The sequence below is a fragment of the Oceanicella sp. genome (assembly GCF_056449545.1).
Map to the genome: position 1 here is coordinate 1 of NZ_JBWOMN010000138.1, position 20,690 is coordinate 20,690.

Below are 20,690 nucleotides of genomic sequence, written 5' to 3' on the forward strand. Positions count from 1 at the left end.
CGCCACCGCCACGGCGGCGTTGGCGCCGCCGCCGCCGCCGGTCATCGCCGCGTCGCGGGCGCGGTGCTTTTCCGCCCGCACCGGCATTGCCGACACCGCGAACAGGCAGTCCAGCGCCGCCAGACCCACGACCAGAACCCGCGCCATCGCCCGCCCCCGCGTCCCCGCCCTCAAGCCCGTATCGCGCCGCCAAGCGCCTGCGACAGCGACGCGTCGAGGTGAAATTCCAGCGCCGCCGCCGCCGCCGCCACGTCGCCGGCGCGCAGCGCGCGCAGAAACGCCAGATGTTCGTTCAGCACCCGCGCGGCGTTGCCCGGCGTGACCTGCAGCAGCGCCTGCTTGGCCATGCGCACCTTGATGGCGTTGACCCGGTAGACGCTGTCGATCAGCGCGTTGCCCATGGAGGCGATCAGCGCCTGATGCAGCGCCCAGTCCATGACCTGCACCCGGTCGGCCACCGCCTTTGTGGCGTCGGTCTCCAGGGCGCGCAGGAAGGCGAGATGCTCGTCCTCCCACGCCGCCAGCGCAGCGGGCGCGATGGTGTCGAGCGCCCGCCTTATGGCCTCCATTTCCAGGATGCGGCGCAGATCATAGGCGTTGCGCACGAAGGCGACGTCGATCGAGGGCACCATGGTGCCGCGCTGGCGCAACGGGATCAACAGGCCCTCGGCCTCAAGCCTGGGGATGGATTCGCGGATCGCGCCCAGCGTCAGCCCGGTGCGCTCCACCAGTTCGCGCTGACTGACCACCGCCCCCGGCTTCAGGGCGCCGGCATTCAGCAGATCGGTGATCCGCCGATAGGATTCTTCGCGCAACGTCAGCGCGCCGGTTTCCCGTCTGGCCATGGCCTCCTCGGCTAAACTGTCATTGACATGTCAATCATGCAGATATTCAGTGAAAGGGGAAGCGCCCAGGTTCGGGCGCTTGTCCGCGCGCCCCGATCGGCGCGCCGGGCGCCGACGACACGGCCGGAGTTCCGCAAAGAACGGGCGCCGGGAAACCATGACAAAGGGAGATCTGCCATGAGAACGCTGAGGACGCTCACCATCGCCGCGGCGGCGCTGACCGGGCTGGCAATGACGGCGGGCGCCGCCGAGAAAATCACGCTGCGCATGTCGACCCCGGCCACCGAGACCGATTTCCGCTCTCAGGGTCTGGCGACGGTGTTCGCGGACGGGATCAAGGATTTCGCGATCTACGAACCCCATTACAACGACACCCTGTTCAAGCAGGGCACGGAGCTGGTGGCCATCGCGCGCGGCAATCTGGACATGTCCATCACCTCGGCGCAGGAACTGGCGAAGCTGATCCCCGAATGGTCGATCTTCACCGCCGGCTACCTGATGCGCGGACCCGAACACCAGCGCAAGGTGTTCGAGGGCGACATCGGCAAGGAGATGTATCAGCTGGTCGAGGACAAGCTCGGCGTCAAGCTGCTGTCGGTGATGTATTTCGGCACCCGCCAGCTCAACCTGCGCGGCGACAAGGTGATCAACACCCCCGCCGACCTGGAAGGCGTCAACCTGCGCATGCCCGGCACCGACGCCTGGCAGTTCCTGGGCCGCGCGCTGGGCGCCAACCCGACGCCCATGGCCTTCACCGAGGTCTATACCGGGCTGCAGACCGGCGCCATCGACGGGCAGGACAACCCCCTGCCCACCGACAAGGACAAGAAATTCTACGAGGTCACCGACCAGATCGTGCTCACCGGGCATCTGGCGGACATGAATTTCCTCGCATTCTCGAAAAAGGTCTGGGACAAGCTGACGCCGGACCAGCAGGCCAAGCTGATGAAGGCCGCGCAGGACGCCTCGGCGGCGATCACCGCCAAGATCGTGCAGAACGAAAGCGAACTGGTGGATTTCTTCAAGGGCAAGGGCCTGAAGGTCTACGCCCCCGACGTGGCCGCGTTTCGCGAACGGGCGCAGAAGATGTATCTGGAGTCCGATTTCTCCAAGGACTGGCCCGAGGGCCTGCTGGAGCGAATCAATGCGGTCAAGTGATCGCGGCCTGCCGGTCCGGCGCCCCGGCGCCGGTCCGTTCGGCGGCCCTGCGTGATGCAGGCGCTCGCCGGATGGCTGGCGCGGCGGGCTGACAATGTGGCGGTGGGGCTTCTCACCGCCATTTTCCTGTCCTTCATCCTGCAGATCGTCAGCCGCTACGTGATCCGCCAGCCGCTGGGCTGGACGCTGGAGGCCTGCCTGCTGGCCTGGCTGTGGCTGGTGTTCTGGTCCTCGGCCTTCACGCTGCGCGAAAAGGACCATGTGCGCTTCACCATCCTCTACGACCACGTGCGCCCCGGCGCGCGGCGGATCTTCGCGGTGCTGAGCGGGGCGGCGATCATCGTCGCGCTTGGCATGTCCCTGGCGCCCACGGTGGATTTCGTGACCTTCATGGCCATTGAAAAGACCTCGCTGCTGAAGGTGCGCTTCGACGTGGCGTTCTCGGTCTATCTGGTGTTCGTCGCGGCGGTGATCCTGCGCTACGGCTGGCGCATCGTCGCGGTGCTGCGCGGGCGCGACGCCGACCCGGCGCTGGACGAAACCGCATGAGCGTCGCGTTCCTGGTCTGCATCGCGGTGCTGTTCGGGCTGTCGGCGCTGGGCGCGCCGATCGCGCTGGCGATGATCTCCGCCGCCATCGCCTATCTGGCGATCACCGGGCAGGACATGGCGCTGGCCTCGGAACTGATGCAGCAGGGGCTCTACACCAGCTTCATCCTGCTCGCGGTGCCGCTGTTCATCGTCGCCGCCAACATCATGAACGCCGGCACCATCAGCGACCGGCTGCTGAATTTCTGCGTCGCCGTGGTGGGGCGGTTCCGCGGCGGCCTGGGGCAGGTCAACGTGGTCGCCAGCCTGATATTCTCGGGCATGTCGGGATCGGCCATCGCCGACGCGGCGGGGATCGGCAAGATCATCATCGAGATGATGACCAAGGACGGCCGCTATCCGCTGGGCTTCGCCGCCGCGATCACCGCCGCCTCGGCCACCATCGGCCCGATCATCCCGCCCTCGATCCCCATGGTGATGTATGCGCTGGTGTCCGACACCTCGGTCGGCTACCTGTTTCTGGCCGGGATCGTGCCGGGGCTGCTGATGGGCGGCGCGCTGATGATCATGGTGGCGCGCATCGCCGGACAGCGCGACTTCGCGGTCGAGGCCCCGACCCCGCTGCGCCGGATCCCGCGCCTGACGCTGAACGCCTTCCCGGCGCTCCTGATGCCGGCGATCCTGCTGTTCGGCATCTATGGCGGCGCCACCACCCCCACCGAAGCCGCCGCCGTCGCCGCCACCTACGCCTTCCTGCTGGCGGCGCTGTTCTACCGGGCGCTGAGCCTGAAGCGCATCTACGACATCCTGTCGGACAGCGCGCGCGCCTCCGCCTCGGTGGGGCTGGTGATCGGCGGCGCGATGATCTTCAACTACATCGTCGCCAGCGAGAACATCCCCAACATGATGGCCGGCGCGCTGCGCCAGATCGACCTGTCGCCCATCGGCTTCCTGCTGCTGGTCAACCTGCTGCTGCTGCTGCTGGGCTGCGTGCTCGACGCCACCACCATCCTGCTGGTGATCGTGCCGCTGTTCCTGCCCGCGGCGCGCGATCTTGGCATCGATCTGGTGCATTTCGGCGTGGTCGTGGTGGTCAACACCATGCTGGGGCTGATCACGCCCCCCTACGGGATCCTGCTGTTCGTCATCAACGCCACCACCGGCGCCCCCATGCGCGACATGATCCGCGAGGTCTGGCCCTTCCTGTTCGCGCTGATCCTCGCCCTGCTGGCCATGACATTGCTGCCGGACATGGTGCTGTGGCTGCCGCGCCTGCTGGGATACAACGGATGACCGGCGCGCCGGCCAACGCGACCGGGATCATCCCGGTGATGCTCACCCCGTTCAGCGCGGCGGACGGGATCGACTGGGACGGCTGCGCGGCGCTCATCGACTGGTGCCTCGCCATGGGCGCCGAAGCGCTGTTCGCGGTCTGCCAGTCCAGCGAAATGCAGTTCCTGTCGCTGGATGAACGGGTGGCGCTGGCCAGCTTCACCGTCAGGCATGTGGCGGGGCGGGCGCCGGTGGTGGCCTCGGGGCATGTCGCCGAGACCCCCGGCGCGCAGCTCGCCGAACTGCGCGCCATGGCCGGGACCGGCATCGACGCGCTGGTGCTGGTCACGAACCGGCTCGCCATGCCCGAGTCCGCCGGGCGAGTGGACGACGCCGCCATGCGCGCGGCGCTCGAGGCGCTGATGCGCGGGCTGCCCGACGATCTGCCGCTCGGCCTCTATGAATGCCCGGCGCCGCAGCGCGTGCTGCTCAGCGACGAGATGTTGAAATTCTGCGCCGGGTCCGGGCGATTTTCCTTTCTCAAGGACGTGTCCTGCGATCTTGCCGCCGTCGCCCGGCGGGTGGCGCTGACACGCGACACCCCGCTGAAGATCCTCAACGCCAACGCCGCCATCGCCTGGCCGGCGATGCAGGCGGGCGCGCGCGGGTTTTGCGGGGTGATGAACAATTTCCACCCGGACCTGTATCGGTGGCTGCAGGATCACGGCGCGCGCCACGCGGCGCTGGCCGACGAACTGGCCGCGCATCTGGCGCTGGCGGCGATGATCGAAAGCCAGGGCTACCCGGTGGTGGCGAAAATCTTCCACCAGCGCCGCGGCACGTTCGGCTCGATCCACAGCCGCGCCGTCACCTTCGACATCCGCGAAAGGCACTGGGCGCTCGACGCCCTGCTCGACCATCTGGCCGAGGGCGATCGCATCTTTCGCGCCCGCATCGCCGCGCTCGGCTGACGCGCCCGCCAACCGGGGATTCAGATCCAACCCGACAATTCGCGCCGCACCAGCCGCTCGATCACCGCCATATGCGCGTCATCCGCGTTGAGGCAGGGGATGTAGTCGAACCGCTCGCCGCCCGCCGCCAGAAACGCGTCGCGGATCTCCTCGTTGATTTCCTCAAGCGTCTCCACGCAATCGGCGGCGAAGGCCGGGGCCATGATCGCGATGCGTTTTTTCCCGGCCTGCGCCAGGCGCGCCACTTCTTCCACCGCGTAGGGCTGCAGCCATTCTTCCGAGCCGAAGCGCGACTGGAAGCTCAGCACCACCTCGTCATCGGCGAATCCCAGCCGCGCCTGCAGCAGCCGGGTGGTGGCGACGCAGTGGTCGCAATAGGGGTCGCCCTTCTCGGTGACGTAGCGCTTTGGAAGACCGTGATAGGAGGTGACCAGCGCGTCGGGGCGCCTGTCCAGCCCGCCATAGACCCGCTCGACGGATCGCGCGAGCGCGTCGATATAGTCGGGCTCCGTGCAATAGGGCGGCATGACGCGCGCGGCGGGCTGCACGTCGAGCGTCATCAGCGCCCGGAAAAACTGATCGTTGGCGGTGGCGGTGGTGGCGCCCGCGTATTGCGGATACAGCGCCATGAACAGGATCCTGTCGCAGCCCGCCGCCTGCATCGCGCGCACCCGCTCGATGGTCGAGGGGTTGCCGTAGCGCATGCAGAAATCGACCTCGACCCGGTCGCCGAGATCGGCGCGCAGTCTCGCCGCCAGCGCCTGCGCCTGGTCCCGGGTCACGGTCAGCAGCGGGCTCTCGTCGCGCTCGTTGTTCCAGATTTTCCGGTAGGCCCGGCCCGACGTAAAAGGCCGCTTGGTCAGAATCACGAGCTGCAGCAGCGGCTGCCAGAACAGGCGCGAATAGTCGATCACCCGCTCGTCGGACAGGAATTCGTTGAGATAGCGGCGCATGGACCAGTAGTCGGTGGCGTCCGGCGTGCCCAGATTGGCCAGCATCACGCCGATGCGCCCGCCGGGGGCGCCGTTGTCATCATCCGGGAGGGCTGGGTCGCGCATCGCTCGCCTCTTGCCTGAGTTGGTCCGGCCTGAACCGGCCCGATCCGAACCGGCCCGATCTGAACAGGTCTGGCGCCTTGTCTATCCAAGGAAGCGGCCCGAGCAAACCGCAATCGCGCGCCGCTACCCCGACGGCTTCTCGCCGCTGGGGATTTCCGCGACGCCGAGCGCATCCGCCAGCCGCATCTTCGCCGAGCCCGGGCGCAGCGGCGTCGGCTGATCCGGCCCCGGCGCCCAGCCGGTGAGAAACACGATCTCGAACCGCGCCCGCACCCGCCCGCCCGGTGCGGGGCCGGGGCCGGGGGCGGGGGGGGCTGCGGGCGTGGCGGGAAAATTCGCCGCGTAGATCGCGCAGGCGCGCGCCAGCGTGGCCCGGCGCAAAAACCCGCGCCGTCGCGCGCACAGCGCGTTGGTTTCGCCCATGGCCCGCAGATCGCGCATCAGCGCCCGCGCGTCGCCATAGCTGACATCGAGCCGGTCGCTGTCGGCCACAGGCATGGCGAAGCCCGCGCGCTGCAGCAGCCCGCCCAGATCGCGGATCTCGGCCATGGGGGCGATGCGCGGGCTGATGCCGCCCTCCTCGGCGATCTCGGCCTCGGCGAAGGCGGCGCGCAGTTCCTGCAAGGTGGTCCCGCCGAGCATCGCCGCGATCATCAGCCCGTCGGGCTTCAGGATCCGGCGCATCTGGATCAGCGCCCCCACCGGGTCATTGGCCCAATGCAGGCTCATGCCGCAGATCGCCAGGTCATAGGCGCCTTCGTCCAGCCCGACGGTTTCCAGGTCGCGCAGCGGGGCCTCGTCGACGAGCCCGACCATGGGCGCGGCCTCCAGCGCCCGCCGCCAGACCGGGGCCCCGGGCCAGACCAGCGCCGCGCGCGGGAAATCCCGGGTCACGTCGCCGAGGCGCTCGACCACGGCGTCGGCGGCCTCGCGATGCAGGAAATCCGCCCCCGGCGTCGGAGCGCCCAGGCGGGCGCGGCGCGCCAGCCACAGCGCGCGATCGAACAGCGGCGGCGGGGTAGCGGTCATGGCTGTGTCCCTTTCATCGCGGCCAGGGTTTTCTTCGCGCCGTTAACGACTGGCCTTCCGGGGCGCGATATAGTCCGCGCCGGGACAAAGGGGAAGGAGCCGCGCATGCATCATGCCGATCCCGTCGCCGATCCCGCGCCCGACAGACCCGCCGCCCCGCCCCGCCCCGCCCCCGTCCCGACGACCCTGCGCGCGCCCTCGGCGCTGGCGCAGGCCCGCCAATGGCTGATCGAGGCGCTCTATCCCCCCGCCTGCATCAACTGCCGCGCCGAGGTCGAGACCGCGCACGCGCTCTGCCCCGAATGCTGGCGCGACACCGTGTTCACCGGCGCCCCGGTCTGCGACCGTTGCGGCGCCCCGACCATCGGACGCGAGGACGCGCCGATCTGCGAGGCCTGCCTGCACCAGTCGCCGCGGTTCTCGCGCGGTCGCGCGGCGGTGCTCTACGAGGGCATCGGGCGCAAGCTGACGCTGGCGCTCAAGCATGGCGACCGGCTCGACATCGCCCGCCCCGCCGCGATCTGGATGCAGCGCGCCGGCCGGCCGCTGATCGATTCGGCGGATCTGATCGCCCCGGCGCCGCTGCACTGGACCCGCCTGCTGAAACGCCGCTGCAACCAGTCGGCGGTGCTGGCGCGCGAGGTGGCCCGCCTGGCCGGGCGGCGCGAGGCGCTGGTCCCCGACCTGCTCACCCGCACCCGCGCCACCGGCAATCAGGGCGGGCGCAGCCGCGAGGGGCGCCACGCCAACCTGATCGGCGCCTTCGCGGTGACGCCGCGCTGGCGCAAGCGGGTGCGCGGCGCGCGGGTGCTGGTGATCGACGACGTGATGACCTCGGGCGCCACCATGTCCGCCTGCGCCGACGCGTTGCGCGCGGCCGGCGCCCGCGACGTGAACGCGCTCTGCCTCGCGCGCGTTGCGCCGGAACAGGATGGCCCTATATTCGCCGGCAGGGACGACTCGGCGCCGACATCGACGCCGGCGCCTTCAGATCGCCGGCGCGCGGAGGCGGACAGCTGACCCGCCGCGCGCCACGCATGCAATGCGCGATCACGACGGCCCGGGGGCCGGCGCCGATCGCTTCCGAGGCGGACCATGAAGCTGATTGAAATCTACACCACCCCGATTTGCGGCTACTGCGCCATGGCCAAGCGGTTGCTGAACTCCAAGGGCGCCAGGTATCGCGAACACAACGTGATGATGAAGCCGGGCCTGCGCGCCCAGATGATCCAGCGCGCGCGCGGCGGGCGCACCGTGCCCCAGATCTTCATCGGCGACACCCATGTGGGCGGCTGCGACGAGCTTTACGCGCTGGAGCGCGCCGGCAAGCTCGACGACCTGCTGGCGGCCTGACCATGCCCGGCGCCCCCCCGCCCGCTGCGCCGCGCCTGCGCGCCGGGCTGATCCAGATGACCGCCTCTGACGATCCGCGCGACAATCTCGGGCAGGCCGCGCGCATGATTCGCGAGGCCGCGGCCGAGGGCGCGGAGTTGATCTGCACCCCCGAAGTCTCCAACATCGTCTCGTTTTCCCGCGCCCGTCAGACCGCGGCGCTGACGCCCGAAAGCGCCGATCCCATGCTGGCCGGATTGCGGGATCTGGCCGCGGAACTCGGGGTCTGGATCCAGATCGGCTCGCTGGCGCTGAAACCCGATGATGACGGAACCGCGGGGGGAGATCGCCGCTTCGTCAATCGGGGATTTCTCATCGACGCCGCGGGCGCGATCCGCGCGCGCTATGACAAGATCCACATGTTCGACGTGGATCTCGACGGGCTCGAACATGGCGAGGCGTTCCGCGAATCCGATGGCTTTCGCCCCGGCGACAGGGCGGTGGTCGCCGACAGCCCCTGGGGCCGGATCGGGCTCGCGATCTGCTACGACATGCGCTTTCCGGCGCTGCATCGCGCGCTGGCCGAGGCCGGCGCGCGGCTGATCGTCAACCCCGCCGCCTTCACCGTGCCCACCGGGCGGGCGCATTGGCACGTGCTGCTGCGCGCCCGCGCCATCGAGACCGGCAGCTTCGTGCTGGCCGCCGCCCAGACCGGCGAGCACCCGGCGCAGAGCGGCAAGCAGCGGCGCACCTACGGGCATTCGCTGGCCGTGTCGCCCTGGGGCGAGGTGCTTTGCGACGCCGGCGAGGCCCCGCGCGCGCAGGTGGTCGATCTTGATCTGACCGAGTCCGATCAGGCCCGCGCCCGCATCCCGGCGCTGGTCAACGCCCGGGATTTCGCCCGGCCCTGAACCGCCCGCGCGGCGGATCGCCTGGCCTTGCCGCGGGTTTGGACTTGACTGGTTCAACGCTATACGTTCTGGTTGACCGACAAACCCGCCGGAGACCCCAATGCCCGCACGCCGCAAGATCCTCGGCCTTCTCGGCGCCTCGACGCTGGCGCTCGCCGCCGGGGGCGGCGCGTTCCTGACCACCCGCCGCCCCGACGCGGCGCTGGCCCCGTGGGACGCGGCGCGCGCCGGGCTGGACGATCCGCGACTCGACGCGCTGGCCCACGCCGTCCTCGCGCCCAGCCCGCATAACCGCCAGCCCTGGCGCATCGCGCTCACCGGCGATGACCGCGTCGTCGTCTATTGCGACCTCGACAGCCGCCTGCCCGTGACCGATCCGCATGACCGGCAGATCGTCATCGGTTTCGGCTGCTTTCTCGAAACCCTGGCCATCGCCGCCGCGCAACGGGGCCTCACGGCCGAGACAACCCTGTTCCCCGAGGGCGCGGCGGCCCCCGACGCCCGGCTCGACGAGCGCCCGGTGGCGTTGGTGCGCCTTGTCCCCGGCGCCGCGCCGGACCCGCTGTTTGCCGCCATCACCGACCGGCGCAGCAACAGGCAACCCTATGAATCGAAACAGATAGACCGGGACGCGCTGGCCGCGCTGGTGGTCGCCGCGCCCGGCGCCGACCTCCACGCCGAGGTCGCGCCCGGCAAGGTGGCGGCGCTGCGCGACCTGACCTGGCGCGCGCAGCGCCTGGAGATGCGCCTGCCCCGCGCCTGGCGCGAATCCGTTGACCTCATCCGCTTCGGCAAGGCCGAGATCGAGGCCAGCCCCGACGGCATCCCGCTTGGCGGCCCGCTGCTTGAATCGCTGCATGTCGCCGGGCTGCTGACCCGCGACGGCATGATGGATCCCGCCGCCTTCGCCTCGCGCCAGGGCGCGGCGATGATGCGCGACATGTTCGCCAGCACCCCCGCCTGGCTGTGGATCCCCGGCGCCAATGACCGCGCCGGGCAGATCGCCGCCGGGCGCGCCTGGACGCGCGCGCATCTGACCGCGACGCGGCTTGGCCTCGCCATGCACCCGGTGTCCCAGGCGCTGCAGGAATACCCGGAAATGGCCGCGCTCTACCGCGAGCTCCACGGCCTTCTTGACAGCGGCGAGGGCCGGCGCGTGCATATGCTGGGACGGCTCGGTTACGCGCCGCGCCCGGCGCCCGCCCCGCGCTGGCCGCTCGAAACCCGTCTGCGACCGGCCTGAACCTCGCCTTCGCCTGAAACCGTTCGCCATTGAACCAGAGCCGCCCATGACCAGCCCCGACCCAGACGCGCCGCCAAGCGAAGGCGATCCGATCACCTTCACGGTGATCAACGAGATCGCCATCATCGAACAGCTGATCCGCACCCGCATGACGCAGACGCTGCCCGACGGGCTGCAGATCTCGCATTTTTCGGTGCTGAACCATTTTTCCCGGCTGGGCGGCGAAAAATCCCCAGCTCAGCTCGCCCGGGCTTTCCAGGTGACCAAGGGCGCCATGACCAACACCGTGCAGCGGCTGGAAAAGGCCGGCTTCGTCGCGGTGCGCCCGGACGGGCGGGACGGGCGGCGCAAGCTGGTGTCCATCACCGCCACCGGGCGCGAGATGCGCAACCGCGCCATCGCCGCCGTGGCCCCGCAGATCGCCTTCATGACCCGGCGCATCGGCGCCGAGCGCCTGCGCGCCATCCTGCCGGTGCTGCGCGATCTGCGTATCCTGCTGGACGAAAGCCGGTGAGCGCGCCCTCGCGGCGCCGCGTTCTGGGCTGGCTCGCCGCCCCGACGCTGCTGGGCGCCTGCGGTCAGGGCGAACCCGCCGGCCCCCGGGGCTCGCCCTTTGACAATGACCGTTTCGGCGATCGGGCCGCCCGCGCCGCCGCGCCGCGCATCGAGATCCCGCCCGACGCCCGCCCCCTGCCCGGCGCGCCGGACGTGGCGTTGAGGACGCAAACCGACGACGCGGCCCTGGGCTGGGCGCGCACGCGTTGGGGCGCGATCCCCTTCGCGCTGTCGGGCCTGCGCGACGGTCGGGCCGAAACCCCGCCGCTGGCGTTCTTCGGCGGCGACCGCACCGGCTGGGACGCCACGCGCATGCTGCCGCTGTGGCGCCGCCAGGCCAATCGCGCCTTTGACGCGGCGGGGATCGGGGGGCCGCGCCTCATTCTCGCGCGCCCCTATGCGGGCAGCCCGGCGCATTGGCGCAAGCCGGCGGAATGGCGAATGATGGCGGCGGCGCGCGCGGCGCTGGGCGACGCGTTCGACTTTGACGCCATCGACGTGCTGGGTCATTCCAGCGGCGGCACGCTGGGTTTCGCCCTGGCGCAGGAAACCAGCGCCGTGCGGCTGCTGGTGGGCGCGGCGCCGCCGCTGTCGGTGGTGGCCTGGAACAGCGCCGGCGGACGGGCCCCGGCGCCCGAGGTGCTGGCGCAATACGACCCCGTCGCGGCGGTGGCCAAGCTTGACGTGCTGCGCGCCGCCATCGTCGCCGATCCCCGCGACAGCACCGCCCCGCCCGCCGCCTGGCGCGGCTATCTGACCCGCGCCCGCGCGCTTGGCAAGCCCGTCGCCTACGTCAAGGCCAGGGGCGGCGGGCCGGATCGCCACGGCGTGCTGCGCCCCGCGGCGCAGACCATGCAGGCGCTGCGCGACATCGCCGGAGTCGCCTGAGCCGCCCTAGCGCTTCACCGAGGCGGTGACGTAATTCACCGACAGGTCGCGATCGCTCAGCGACCAGCTCCAGTTCAACGGGTTGAACGTGAATCCCTTGCGATCCACCGGATCCAGCCCGGCGGCCGAAATCAGCGCGGCCAGTTCGTCGGGGGTGATGAATTTCGACCAGTCATGGGTGCCGCGCGGCAGCCAGCGCATCACGCGTTCGGCGCCGACAATGGCCACCATGTAGCTTTTCGGGTTGCGGTTGATGGTGGAGCAGATCATCAGCCCGCCGGGATTGAGCAGCGACGCGCAGGCGTCGAGATAGGCCTGCGGGTCTGGCACGTGCTCGATCACCTCCATGTTGGCGATCACGTCGAACCGCTCGCCCGCCGCGGCCAGCGCTTCGGCGGTGGCGTGGCGATAGTCGATGTCGAGCCCCATCCGCGCCGCGTGCAGCCGCGCCACCGGGATGTTGCCGGCGGCCGCGTCGGCGCCGGTGACCGCGGCGCCCAGCCGCGCCATGGGCTCGGCGATCAGCCCGCCGCCGCAGCCGATGTCGAGCAGCCGCAGCCCCTCGAACGGCGCCGGCGCCGTCGGATCGCGGCCGAATTCGGCGCAGATCTGGTCGCGGATGTAGTCGAGCCGGCACGGGTTCAGCATGTGCAGCGGCTTGAACTTGCCGCCCGGATCCCACCATTCGGCGGCCATGGCCTCGAACTTGGCGACTTCTGTGGGATCCACGGTGCTGGCAATCATGGTCTCGACCTTCCCGATTCAGCCTCTGACTTTACGCTGAGGCTCCGTCTATGACATAGGTTGAGCATGCGAGAAAGCGATCACGACTCCGGCCTGCGCCGCCCGCTCTACCCTGCGATCGAACCCTACGCCCAGATGCGGCTGGAGGTCCCCGGCGGCCACGACCTCTATGTGGAGCAATGCGGCGCCCCCGACGGCGCGCCGGTGGTGGTGCTGCATGGCGGCCCGGGGGGCGGGTGCTCGCCGGGGATGCGGCGGTTCTTCAACCCCAGACGCTATCGGGTGACGCTGTTCGATCAGCGCGGCTGCGGGCGGTCCCGACCCCATGCCAGCCTCGAGAACAACACCACCTGGGATCTGGTCGCCGACATCGAGCGCATCCGCGAACATCTCGGCATCCAGCGCTGGAGCGTGTTCGGCGGCAGCTGGGGCGCGACGCTGGCGCTGCTCTATGCGCAAGCCCATCCGCAGGCGGTCAACGCGCTGATCCTGCGCGGCGTTTTCCAGATGACGCGGCGCGAGCTCGACTGGTTCTACGGCGGCGGCGCCGGCGCCTTCCGCCCCGAACACTGGGCCCCTTTCGTCGAGGCCGTCCCGGTCGCCGAGCGCGACGACCTCATCGCCGCCTATTACCGCCGCCTGACCGCGTCCGACACCGACGTGCAGACCCGCTTCGCGCGGCTCTGGGCCGGGTGGGAGGCCGCCTGCGCCACCGTCAAGGGCGGCGCCATGGGCCCCGACGGCGCCTATGCGCGGGCCTTCGCGCGCATCGAGGCGCATTTCTTCCACCATGGCGGCTGGCTCGACGCCGACGACCAGATCCAGCGCGATGCGGGGCGGCTCGCCGGCATTCCCGGGCATATCGTGCAGGGACGCTACGACCTGATCTGCCCGCCGCTGTCGGCCTGGGCGCTGCATCGCGACTGGCCCGGATCGAAGCTGCACATGGTCGGCGACGCCGGGCACGCCCTGTCCGAACCCGGCATCACCGCGCGCCTGGTGGCGATCATGGACGGGCTGAAGGCGGGCTGAAGGCGGGCTGAGCCCGGTTTTCGCGCCGTCAGACGATGTTGTGCGCCGGCCCGTAGGGAAACCCGGTGATGTTTTCGGCCCCGGCCCCGCCCACCACCAGAATGTCGTGCTCGCGATAGCCCCCGGCGCCGGGCAGGCCCTCGGGCAGGGTCAGCATCGGCTCGATCGACACCACCATGCCCGGCGCCAGCACGGTGTCGATGTCTTCGCGCAGCTCCAGCCCGGCCTCGCGCCCGTAGTGATGCGACAGCAGGCCGAAGGAATGGCCGTAGCCGAAGCTGCGGCGCCCCAGCAGGTCGCGCGCCGCGAAGAATTCGTTGATCTCGGCGCAGATCTGCGAGCAGACCGCGCCGGGGCGGATCAGCGACAGGCCCAGTTCATGCGCGCCCACATTGGCCTCCCAGATCTTCAGCGACGCGGCGTCGGGTTCGCCCAGAAACAGCGTGCGCTCCAGCGCCGCGTAATAGCCGCTGATCATGGGAAACGCGTTCAGCGACAGGATGTCGCCCGGCGTCAGGCGCCGGGTGGTCACCGGGTTGTGGGCCCCGTCGGTGTTCAGCCCGGACTGGAACCAGACCCAGGTGTCGCGCAGCTCCGAATCGGGAAACGCCGCGGCGACGGCCCGCTCCATGGCGTCGCGCCCGGCCATGGCCACGTCGATTTCGCGCGCCCCTTCCCGGATCGCGTCGCGCATCGCGTGGCCGCCGATGTCGGCGATGCGCGCGCCCGCGCGGATCAGGGCGATCTCGGCGGACGACTTGATCATCCGCTGCGCCATGGCGTCGGGGGCGATGTCCGCCAGCTCGGGCGCATCGAGAAACGCCGCCAGCCCGTCGCGCTGCGCCAGCGTCATGTGATCGGCCTCGATCCCGATCCGCGCGCCCGCCGGGATCAGCGAACGCACCGCCCGCCAGAAATTGTCGCGCTTCCAGTCGGTATAGACCAGATTGTCGCAGGCCGAACGCCGCCCCGGCTGCCCGCCGTCTATATTGGCGGACACCGTGGTCGCCCTGTCCCGCGTCACCACGCAGGCATAGGGCCGCCCGAAGGAACAATGCAGAAATCCGCTGTAATAGGCGATGCCATGCATGGAGCTCAGCAGCGCCGCGTCGATGCCGCGCGCCGCCATGATCGCGCGCAAGCCCTTGATCCGCGCATCATATTCCGACTGGGCAAACGGCATGGGCGCGTGGGCGCCGTTGGCGAAGGCGAAGAATTCGGGCCGCTGCACGGCTGAGGAAGGGGGCATGACGGTCTCCCGCGTCAGGCCGGGCCGCGTGGCGCCCGGTCGATGGGCGTCCGGGCGTGCAGGACGGACGAGCCGGACAGGAGCGGCGACGCCATCGCCGGGGGCTCGCGCCAAGACTTGCGCAAAACCGGCGCCGCCGCGCCGCCGCCTGCGCCAGAAACCGGCGCGAATGCGACATGGGCGACGCCGACGGCGCCCCGCTGCTGGCGGGCGCGCCGCGATCTGCTATGAGGCCCTGCATGACACCCATCCCCCATATCGGCGCGCCGGTTCGCGTTCAGGCCCTTGTCATCGGCGGCGGTCCGGCCGGGCTGATGGCGGCGCAGGCGCTGGCCGAGGCCGGGCGCCCGCCGCTGCTGCTCGACGCCTGCCCCACCTTCGGGCGCAAGCTGCTGATGGCCGGCAAATCCGGGCTCAATCTCACCAAATCCGAACCCGCGTCCCGGTTTCGCGCCGCCTATGGCGCGGCCCCTGACGCGCTGGCGCGGGCGCTCGACGATTTCGGCCCCGAACAGGTGCGCGCCTGGGCCGAATCGCTGGGGGTCGAGGTTTTCGCCGGATCGTCCGGGCGGGTGTTTCCGCGCGAAATGAAAGCCTCGCCGCTGCTGCGCGCCTGGCTGGCGCGGCTCGTGGCCATGGGGGTCGAGTTTCGCACTCGCTGGCGCTGGAGCGGCTGGCGGGGCGACGCCTTCCTGTTCGAAGCGCCCGGCGGGCCGTGCGCGCTGGCGCCCGAAGTCGCGGTGCTGGCGCTTGGCGGCGCCAGCTGGCCGCGGTTGGGCGCCACCGGCGCATGGACCGGGCTGCTGGCCGAACGCGGCGTCGAACCCGCGCCGTTCCGCCCCGCCAACATGGGATTCGACGTGGCCTGGTCGGCGCATTTCCGCGACCGCTTCGCCGGCGCGCCGGTGAAGGGCGCGGCGTTGAGCTTCGCGGGGCGGCGCACGCGCGGCGATTTCGTGATCTCGGGTTACGGGGTCGAGGGCGGGGCGGTCTACGCGCTGTGCGCGCCCCTGCGCGACGCGCTGGAAACCGGCCCCGCGGCGCTGACGCTCGACCTCGCCCCGGATCGGCGCGAAACGGATCTGGCCCGCGCCCTGGCCCGCCCGCGCGGCAAGGCCAGCATGGCCAACCACCTGCGCAAGGCCGCACGGCTCGCCCCGGTGAAAGCCGCGCTGCTGCGTGAATGCGCGCCGCAAGCCTTTGACAACCCTGAAGACCTCGCCGCCGCGATCAAGGCCTTGCCCTTGCCGCTGCTGCGCCCGCGCCCGGTGGCCGAGGCGATCTCCGTTGCCGGCGGCCTGCGCTTTGCCGATCTCGACGCCGACCTGATGCTGCGCCGCATGCCCGGCCTGTTCGGCGCCGGCGAGATGCTGGATTGGGAGGCCCCGACCGGCGGCTATCTGATCACCGCCTGCCTGGCCACCGGGCGCATGGCCGGGCGCGGCGCGGCGCGGCGTCTCGGGGCCGGGCCGTAGCCGCCCCATCGCCATTGCCTCTGCGAAATGCTATTTCGAAAGTCAGTGACGCGAAAACGAGGTCCCGATGCAATTCGATCCTGATCTGCCCTGGCGCCAGGTGCATGGCCACGGCTTCAACGCCCATGTGGGGCCGGTGACCTTTGCCGAGATCTCCGATTCGGAGTGGCGCTTCTATCTCGATGTCGAACCGCACCACATCAATATCGGCGGCGTCTGCCATGGCGGCGTGTCGCTGACGCTGGCGGATATCGGCATGGGATCGGGGGCCTACGCGGCGGGCGGGCGGCGCCCGTGCTCGACGGTGCAGATGGACGCGCATTTCATCGCCGCCGCCAAGCTCGGCCAACGGCTGCTGGGCCGCGCGCGGCTGATTCGCGTCACCCGCGACGTGGCGTTCATGGAGGCGGAGCTGTTCGCCGGCGGCCGCCAGACCCTGCGCGCCAGCGGCGTCTGGAAATACCTGTCGATCACGAAGACCTGAACGCCCCGCGACCACCCGCCGGCCCCCGTTGATTGCGGGCCCCGTTGATTGCGGCCCCCGCCGGGCGACGCGGCCTGATTCGCCGCCGCCGCCGCCGCCGCCGGCCGCGCCCGCTCAGCCGGCCTGCATGTCCGCAATCAGCCGGTCCACGTCGCCGCCGCGCTTTTCCAGCATGGCGGCCAGTTCCTGACGCTGGGTCTGCAGCATCGAGACGCCCTCGACGACCAGATCCACCAGCTTCACGCCGGCGCCGCCGCGATCGCTGACCAGCCATTCGACCTTGGCGTCATCCACGTCCGCGCCATGGGCCACCGAATAGACCAGCACGCCCTTGCGCCCGAAATCCCGGCTGCCGGCGACATCGATGCGCTGGCCTCGATACTTGTCCAGAAGCCCCACATAGATCCGCGAGATGTAATCCAGATAGGCGTCGATGAAGGCGGTCTTCTGCGACTCGCTCATCTCGCGCCAGGTCAGCCCCATGACGAATCGGGCGATCTGCGGGGTGGCGGCGCGGCGCTCCAGGATAGTGCGAAACCCCTGCGCCTGCCCCTTGGCGGGCTTGCCCGAATTGATCAGGCCGGTGACGTCGCCGATGGCCTCGGCGACGAATTTCTCCGCCTCCTGAGGCGAAACCGCGCCCGCGGGCGAGGCCGACAAGGCTGCGGGAACGGCGCTGGCGGCGGCAAGCGCCAGCAGGCCGCGTCGCGTGAGACTGTACATGTTGGCTCCCCCAGTGACTGTTTTGCGCGGCGGCGGTCCCGGCCTCGACCGGGCTATTCGGCGAATACGTCCGGCAGCGATTCCTCGGTGGTTTCGCCCGCGATCTGGCTGCGGCGAAGCTGCAGGAAGACGCTGCGCGTGGTGACGTAACTGTCTTCGCTTTCATAGAAAGCCTGATCCACGGCCTCCTTGTGCTCGTCGCGCCCGTAGATCGCGCGCACCGCCGTCTCGCCCACCAGATAGCGCGAGATCGCGGTGCCCGCGAGCGCGTAGCTGACCGGGTCGAGGAACACGTCCACCGCCCGCCCGACCGCGTCGCGCTCGGTGCTCGGGCCGAAGAACGGGATCTCCACATAGGCGCCCTCGTCGACGCCGTAGCTGGCCAGGGTCATGCCGAAATCCGACCGCTTGCGCGGCAGGCCGAATTCGGTGGCCGGGTCGAGCAGCCCGCCGGCGCCCAGCAGCACATTGACCCCGAGGCGCCCGGCCGATTGCAGCACGCCCTCGATGTCGCCCTGCAACGCGTTGTTCACGATGTCGTTGGGCTGGGCCAGCGTGTCGAGCGCGTTGCCCAGCATGTGCTGGAACAGCGTCGGCGTCACCGCCGCGTAGCCCACGGCCGCGGGGCGCAGGATCGCCGAATCGAGGCTCTTGTTGAATTCATGGGTCGTGCGGTTGACGCCCTCGTAGGGATCGTTGATCCCGTTGGGTCCGGGGGCGGCGCACCCGGCGATCAGGGCGGCCAGGATCATGCCGTATGGCAGACGGAAGAAACGGGAAACAAGCGTCATGTGAAAATCCGGATCGGGCCAGGGACACGCATGGCAACGGGCTTAGAGCAGGCGCGCGCGATGCGCAATCGCTCCGCGCCGCGGGCGCCGCGCGAATCCGCCGCTGCGGGTTCTGACGGCAACGCCCGGCGCGCCGCCGCCGCCGCCGGGCGGTATTCGGTCCTGTTTCCGGTCACGCCGCCGCGCCCTCCTGCTTCGTTCGCTCCCGTTCGCCCCGGCGATCGCGCCGCGGCGCGCGCGCCGGTTTCTGTCGTCAATCGCCGCGCGCCCTGCTATGACATCGAGATGGAAACGCAGGATTAAGACTGCGCCGCTAATCAGGTGTTTCATGAGCGCATCAAATCAAACGCCGCCGGGTCGCGAGGAGCTTCGCGCCGTCCTGGCCGAGGGCAAGCGCCTGTTCATGGCGGTGGCCCTGTTCAGCGTGTTCGTCAACCTGCTGATGCTGACCGGGCCGATCTTCATGCTGCAGGTCTATGACCGGGTGCTGTCCAGCCGTTCAGAGGCGACGCTGGTGGCGCTGGTGGTGATCATGGGCTTCCTGTTCCTGATGATGGGGGTGCTCGACTACGCCCGCGGCCGGGTGCTGGCGCGCGCCGGAGCGCGGTTCCAGACGCGGCTCGACAACCGGGTGTTCGAAGCGATCCTGCGCCGTTCCGTGGTGCCGGCGGAGCGCGCCCGCCCGGCCACCGGGCTGCGCGATCTGGAATCGATCCAGCGGCTGCTGTCCGGCCCGGCGCCCTTCGCGGTGTTCGACATGCCCTGGACGCCGGTGTTCCTGTTCGCGATCTTCTCGTTCCACTGGATGCTGGGCACGCTGGCGGTGGTCGGCGGCATCATGCTGGTCTCCCTGACCTGGCTCAACCAGCGCATGTCCAAAGACGTGCAGATGGAGGCCAACATCGCCGCCGCCCGGGCCGAGGCCTTCACCGAATCGACCCGGCGCGACGGCGAGACCGTGCAAGGCCTGGGCATGCGCCCCGCGGTGCTGTCGCGCTGGGGGCGGCTGCGCGGCGCGTCGCTGAATTCCTCGATCAAGGCGTCGGATCGCACCGGGGCGTTCTCGACCGCCTCCAAGACCATGCGATTCTTCCTGCAATCCTGCATGCTCGGCCTCGGCGCCTATCTGGCGATCCGGGGCGAGGTCTCGCCGGGCTCGATGATCGCCGGCTCGATCCTCATGGGCCGGGCGCTGGCCCCGATCGAACAGGCCATCGGCCAGTGGGCCGGGGTGCAGCGCGCGGTGCAGGGCTGGAAGTCGCTGTGCGAATTGCTGGAAAAGACCCCCGAGCCACAGGACAAGACCAAGCTGCCGAAACCGCGCTCGATTCTCGAGGCCCAGCAGCTCACCGTCGTGGCGCCGGGCGAACAGCTGGCCACCATCCGCATGGTGTCCTTCCGGCTCGAACCGGGGCAGGCCATGGGGGTGATCGGGCCCTCGGCCTCGGGCAAGTCGACGCTCGCCAAGGCCATCGCCGGGGTCTGGCGCCCGGCCTCGGGCACCGTGCGGCTCGACGGCGCGGCGCTGGACCAGTATTCCGACGTCGATCTGGGCCGCAACGTGGGATATCTGCAGCAGGAGGTGGTGCTGTTCGACGGCTCGGTGGCGGAAAACATCGCCCGGCTGGCCCTGAAGCCCGATGCCGGGATGGTGGTCGAGGCGGCGCGGCGCGCCGGCGCCCATGACATGATCCTCGGCCTTTCCAACGGCTACGACACCCAGGTCAGCGCCGGCGGCGGCAAGCTGTCGGGCGGCCAGCGCCAGCGCATCGGGCTGGCCCGCGCGCTGTACGGCGACCCGGCCATCATCATCCTCGACGAACCGAATTCCAATCTCGACGCCGACGGATCCGAGGCGCTCAACGCCGCCATCGCGGATTTCAAGGCCCGGGGCAAGGCGGTGATCATCATGGCGCATCGCCCCGCCGCGATTCATCACTGCGACCTGATCCTGATGATGGAGGGCGGCGTGCGCAAGGCGTTCGGTCCCAAGGACGAGGTGCTGCGCGAACATGTGCGCAACTATCCGCAAGTGGTGCGCAAGCCGGTCGCGGAGCAGAGCCAGTGAGCGGCGATCGCGCCGGGCCCGCATCCGGCCCCGCCGCGCTGATGCTGGGCGAGGGCGCGGCGAAGCGCCTGGAGGACGCCCCCGCGACCGGTTCTGCGTCCGCCCCGAAATCCAGCCCGAATCCCGCCCCGGGTCCCGACCCGAATCCCGGCCCGAATCCCGGCCCGAAGTCTGGCCCCGAAACCAAACGCGACTCCGCGTCCGGCGGCCAGCGGCGGCCCCGGCCGCCCGACGCCGTCGCCCCGGGCGGCGATGCCCGGACCGGCGACGCCTCAACCGCCGGCGCGCCCGCCCGGCCGGGCGGGCGCATGGAC

21 protein-coding genes and 1 pseudogene are annotated in these 20,690 nt (G+C 70.4%); 15 read left to right on the plus strand and 7 right to left on the minus strand.

Annotated features, from left to right (window positions below):
- Nucleotides 1-170 precede the first annotated feature (170 nt).
- Nucleotides 171-845, minus strand: a complete 675-nt coding sequence (locus AC1HC7_RS17370) for a GntR family transcriptional regulator (RefSeq protein WP_479496399.1) — start codon at nucleotides 843-845, stop codon at nucleotides 171-173.
- A 177-nt stretch (nucleotides 846-1,022) separates the two neighbouring features.
- On the opposite strand from AC1HC7_RS17370, the gene AC1HC7_RS17375 reads away from it, so the two are divergent.
- From AC1HC7_RS17375 to AC1HC7_RS17390, 4 genes are read left to right on the plus strand one after another with little or no spacing between them, the layout of a single operon-like run.
- On the plus strand, nucleotides 1,023-2,003 hold the full coding sequence (locus tag AC1HC7_RS17375) for a sialic acid TRAP transporter substrate-binding protein SiaP (RefSeq protein ID WP_479496398.1): 981 nt from the start codon (nucleotides 1,023-1,025) through the stop codon (nucleotides 2,001-2,003).
- Nucleotides 2,004-2,057: 54 nt separating this feature from the next.
- A complete protein-coding gene (locus tag AC1HC7_RS17380) occupies nucleotides 2,058-2,552 on the plus strand; it encodes a TRAP transporter small permease (protein WP_479496397.1) in 495 nt (164 codons plus the stop codon).
- Nucleotides 2,549-3,844 (plus strand): TRAP transporter large permease, encoded by a 1,296-nt coding sequence (locus AC1HC7_RS17385; protein WP_479496396.1) that lies wholly within the window; start codon nucleotides 2,549-2,551, stop codon nucleotides 3,842-3,844. Before AC1HC7_RS17380 ends, AC1HC7_RS17385 begins: the two co-directional genes overlap by 4 nt.
- Nucleotides 3,841-4,794 (plus strand): dihydrodipicolinate synthase family protein, encoded by a 954-nt coding sequence (locus tag AC1HC7_RS17390; protein ID WP_479496395.1) that lies wholly within the window; start codon nucleotides 3,841-3,843, stop codon nucleotides 4,792-4,794. Before AC1HC7_RS17385 ends, AC1HC7_RS17390 begins: the two co-directional genes overlap by 4 nt.
- A 20-nt stretch (nucleotides 4,795-4,814) precedes the next feature.
- Here AC1HC7_RS17390 and hemH read toward each other — a convergent pair whose 3' ends face one another.
- Nucleotides 4,815-5,852: a ferrochelatase gene (gene hemH, locus AC1HC7_RS17395; protein ID WP_479496394.1), complete on the minus strand. Its 1,038-nt coding sequence runs from the start codon at nucleotides 5,850-5,852 to the stop codon at nucleotides 4,815-4,817.
- Between the two features lie 123 nt (nucleotides 5,853-5,975).
- Nucleotides 5,976-6,881, minus strand: coding sequence for a methyltransferase domain-containing protein (locus AC1HC7_RS17400; RefSeq protein WP_479496393.1), 906 nt, complete (start codon nucleotides 6,879-6,881; stop codon nucleotides 5,976-5,978).
- A gap of 105 nt (nucleotides 6,882-6,986) precedes the next feature.
- Here AC1HC7_RS17400 and AC1HC7_RS17405 point away from each other — a divergent pair, with 105 nt between their 5' ends.
- The 6 genes from AC1HC7_RS17405 to AC1HC7_RS17430 all read left to right on the plus strand — a co-directional run bounded on the left by AC1HC7_RS17405 (nucleotide 6,987) and on the right by AC1HC7_RS17430 (nucleotide 11,810).
- Nucleotides 6,987-7,901 carry a ComF family protein gene (locus tag AC1HC7_RS17405; RefSeq protein ID WP_479496392.1) on the plus strand — a complete coding sequence of 305 codons (915 nt, stop codon included), beginning with the start codon at nucleotides 6,987-6,989 and terminating at the stop codon, nucleotides 7,899-7,901.
- A 75-nt stretch (nucleotides 7,902-7,976) separates the two neighbouring features.
- On the plus strand, nucleotides 7,977-8,234 hold the full coding sequence (gene grxC, locus AC1HC7_RS17410; protein WP_479496391.1) for a glutaredoxin 3: 258 nt from the start codon (nucleotides 7,977-7,979) through the stop codon (nucleotides 8,232-8,234).
- A gap of 2 nt (nucleotides 8,235-8,236) precedes the next feature.
- The gene (locus AC1HC7_RS17415) at nucleotides 8,237-9,124 is read left to right on the plus strand and encodes a carbon-nitrogen hydrolase family protein (RefSeq protein WP_479496390.1); all 888 of its coding nucleotides are present in this window, start codon (nucleotides 8,237-8,239) and stop codon (nucleotides 9,122-9,124) included.
- A gap of 100 nt (nucleotides 9,125-9,224) precedes the next feature.
- Entirely contained in the window at nucleotides 9,225-10,367 is a 1,143-nt protein-coding gene (locus AC1HC7_RS17420) for an Acg family FMN-binding oxidoreductase (protein ID WP_479496389.1), read from the plus strand.
- A gap of 46 nt (nucleotides 10,368-10,413) precedes the next feature.
- The gene (locus AC1HC7_RS17425; RefSeq protein WP_479496388.1) at nucleotides 10,414-10,881 is read left to right on the plus strand and encodes a MarR family winged helix-turn-helix transcriptional regulator; all 468 of its coding nucleotides are present in this window, start codon (nucleotides 10,414-10,416) and stop codon (nucleotides 10,879-10,881) included.
- Nucleotides 10,878-11,810 (plus strand): alpha/beta hydrolase family protein, encoded by a 933-nt coding sequence (locus tag AC1HC7_RS17430; protein WP_479496387.1) that lies wholly within the window; start codon nucleotides 10,878-10,880, stop codon nucleotides 11,808-11,810. The genes AC1HC7_RS17425 and AC1HC7_RS17430 overlap by 4 nt, the downstream gene beginning before the upstream one ends.
- Nucleotides 11,811-11,816: 6 nt before the next feature.
- On the opposite strand, the gene ubiG is transcribed toward AC1HC7_RS17430, so the two are convergent.
- Complete coding sequence (gene ubiG / locus AC1HC7_RS17435) at nucleotides 11,817-12,554, minus strand: bifunctional 2-polyprenyl-6-hydroxyphenol methylase/3-demethylubiquinol 3-O-methyltransferase UbiG (RefSeq protein ID WP_479499267.1); 738 nt, start codon at nucleotides 12,552-12,554, stop codon at nucleotides 11,817-11,819.
- Nucleotides 12,555-12,620: 66 nt separating this feature from the next.
- On the opposite strand from ubiG, the gene pip reads away from it, so the two are divergent.
- The gene (pip, locus tag AC1HC7_RS17440) at nucleotides 12,621-13,586 is read left to right on the plus strand and encodes a prolyl aminopeptidase (protein ID WP_479496385.1); all 966 of its coding nucleotides are present in this window, start codon (nucleotides 12,621-12,623) and stop codon (nucleotides 13,584-13,586) included.
- Nucleotides 13,587-13,614: 28 nt separating this feature from the next.
- Here the strand turns inward: pip and AC1HC7_RS17445 are convergent, their stop codons facing one another.
- Nucleotides 13,615-14,835 (minus strand): aminopeptidase P family protein, encoded by a 1,221-nt coding sequence (locus tag AC1HC7_RS17445; RefSeq protein ID WP_479499268.1) that lies wholly within the window; start codon nucleotides 14,833-14,835, stop codon nucleotides 13,615-13,617.
- Nucleotides 14,836-15,074: 239 nt separating this feature from the next.
- Here AC1HC7_RS17445 and AC1HC7_RS17450 point away from each other — a divergent pair, with 239 nt between their 5' ends.
- Together AC1HC7_RS17450 and AC1HC7_RS17455 are read left to right on the plus strand one after the other, a co-directional pair.
- Nucleotides 15,075-16,310 (plus strand): TIGR03862 family flavoprotein, encoded by a 1,236-nt coding sequence (locus AC1HC7_RS17450; protein WP_479496383.1) that lies wholly within the window; start codon nucleotides 15,075-15,077, stop codon nucleotides 16,308-16,310.
- A gap of 67 nt (nucleotides 16,311-16,377) precedes the next feature.
- Complete coding sequence (locus AC1HC7_RS17455) at nucleotides 16,378-16,794, plus strand: PaaI family thioesterase (RefSeq protein WP_479496382.1); 417 nt, start codon at nucleotides 16,378-16,380, stop codon at nucleotides 16,792-16,794.
- 114 nt (nucleotides 16,795-16,908) lie between these two features.
- Here AC1HC7_RS17455 and AC1HC7_RS17460 read toward each other — a convergent pair whose 3' ends face one another.
- Together AC1HC7_RS17460 and AC1HC7_RS17465 are read right to left on the minus strand one after the other, a co-directional pair.
- Complete coding sequence (locus AC1HC7_RS17460) at nucleotides 16,909-17,517, minus strand: MlaC/ttg2D family ABC transporter substrate-binding protein (protein WP_479496381.1); 609 nt, start codon at nucleotides 17,515-17,517, stop codon at nucleotides 16,909-16,911.
- A gap of 53 nt (nucleotides 17,518-17,570) precedes the next feature.
- Entirely contained in the window at nucleotides 17,571-18,308 is a 738-nt protein-coding gene (locus AC1HC7_RS17465; protein ID WP_479499269.1) for an MlaA family lipoprotein, read from the minus strand.
- 328 nt (nucleotides 18,309-18,636) lie between these two features.
- On the opposite strand from AC1HC7_RS17465, the gene AC1HC7_RS17470 reads away from it, so the two are divergent.
- On the plus strand, nucleotides 18,637-20,376 hold the full coding sequence (locus AC1HC7_RS17470) for a type I secretion system permease/ATPase (protein WP_479496379.1): 1,740 nt from the start codon (nucleotides 18,637-18,639) through the stop codon (nucleotides 20,374-20,376).
- A pseudogene (locus tag AC1HC7_RS17475) lies at nucleotides 20,373-20,690 on the plus strand (hypothetical protein); the annotation flags it as partial. The gene AC1HC7_RS17470 and the pseudogene AC1HC7_RS17475, both read left to right, overlap by 4 nt.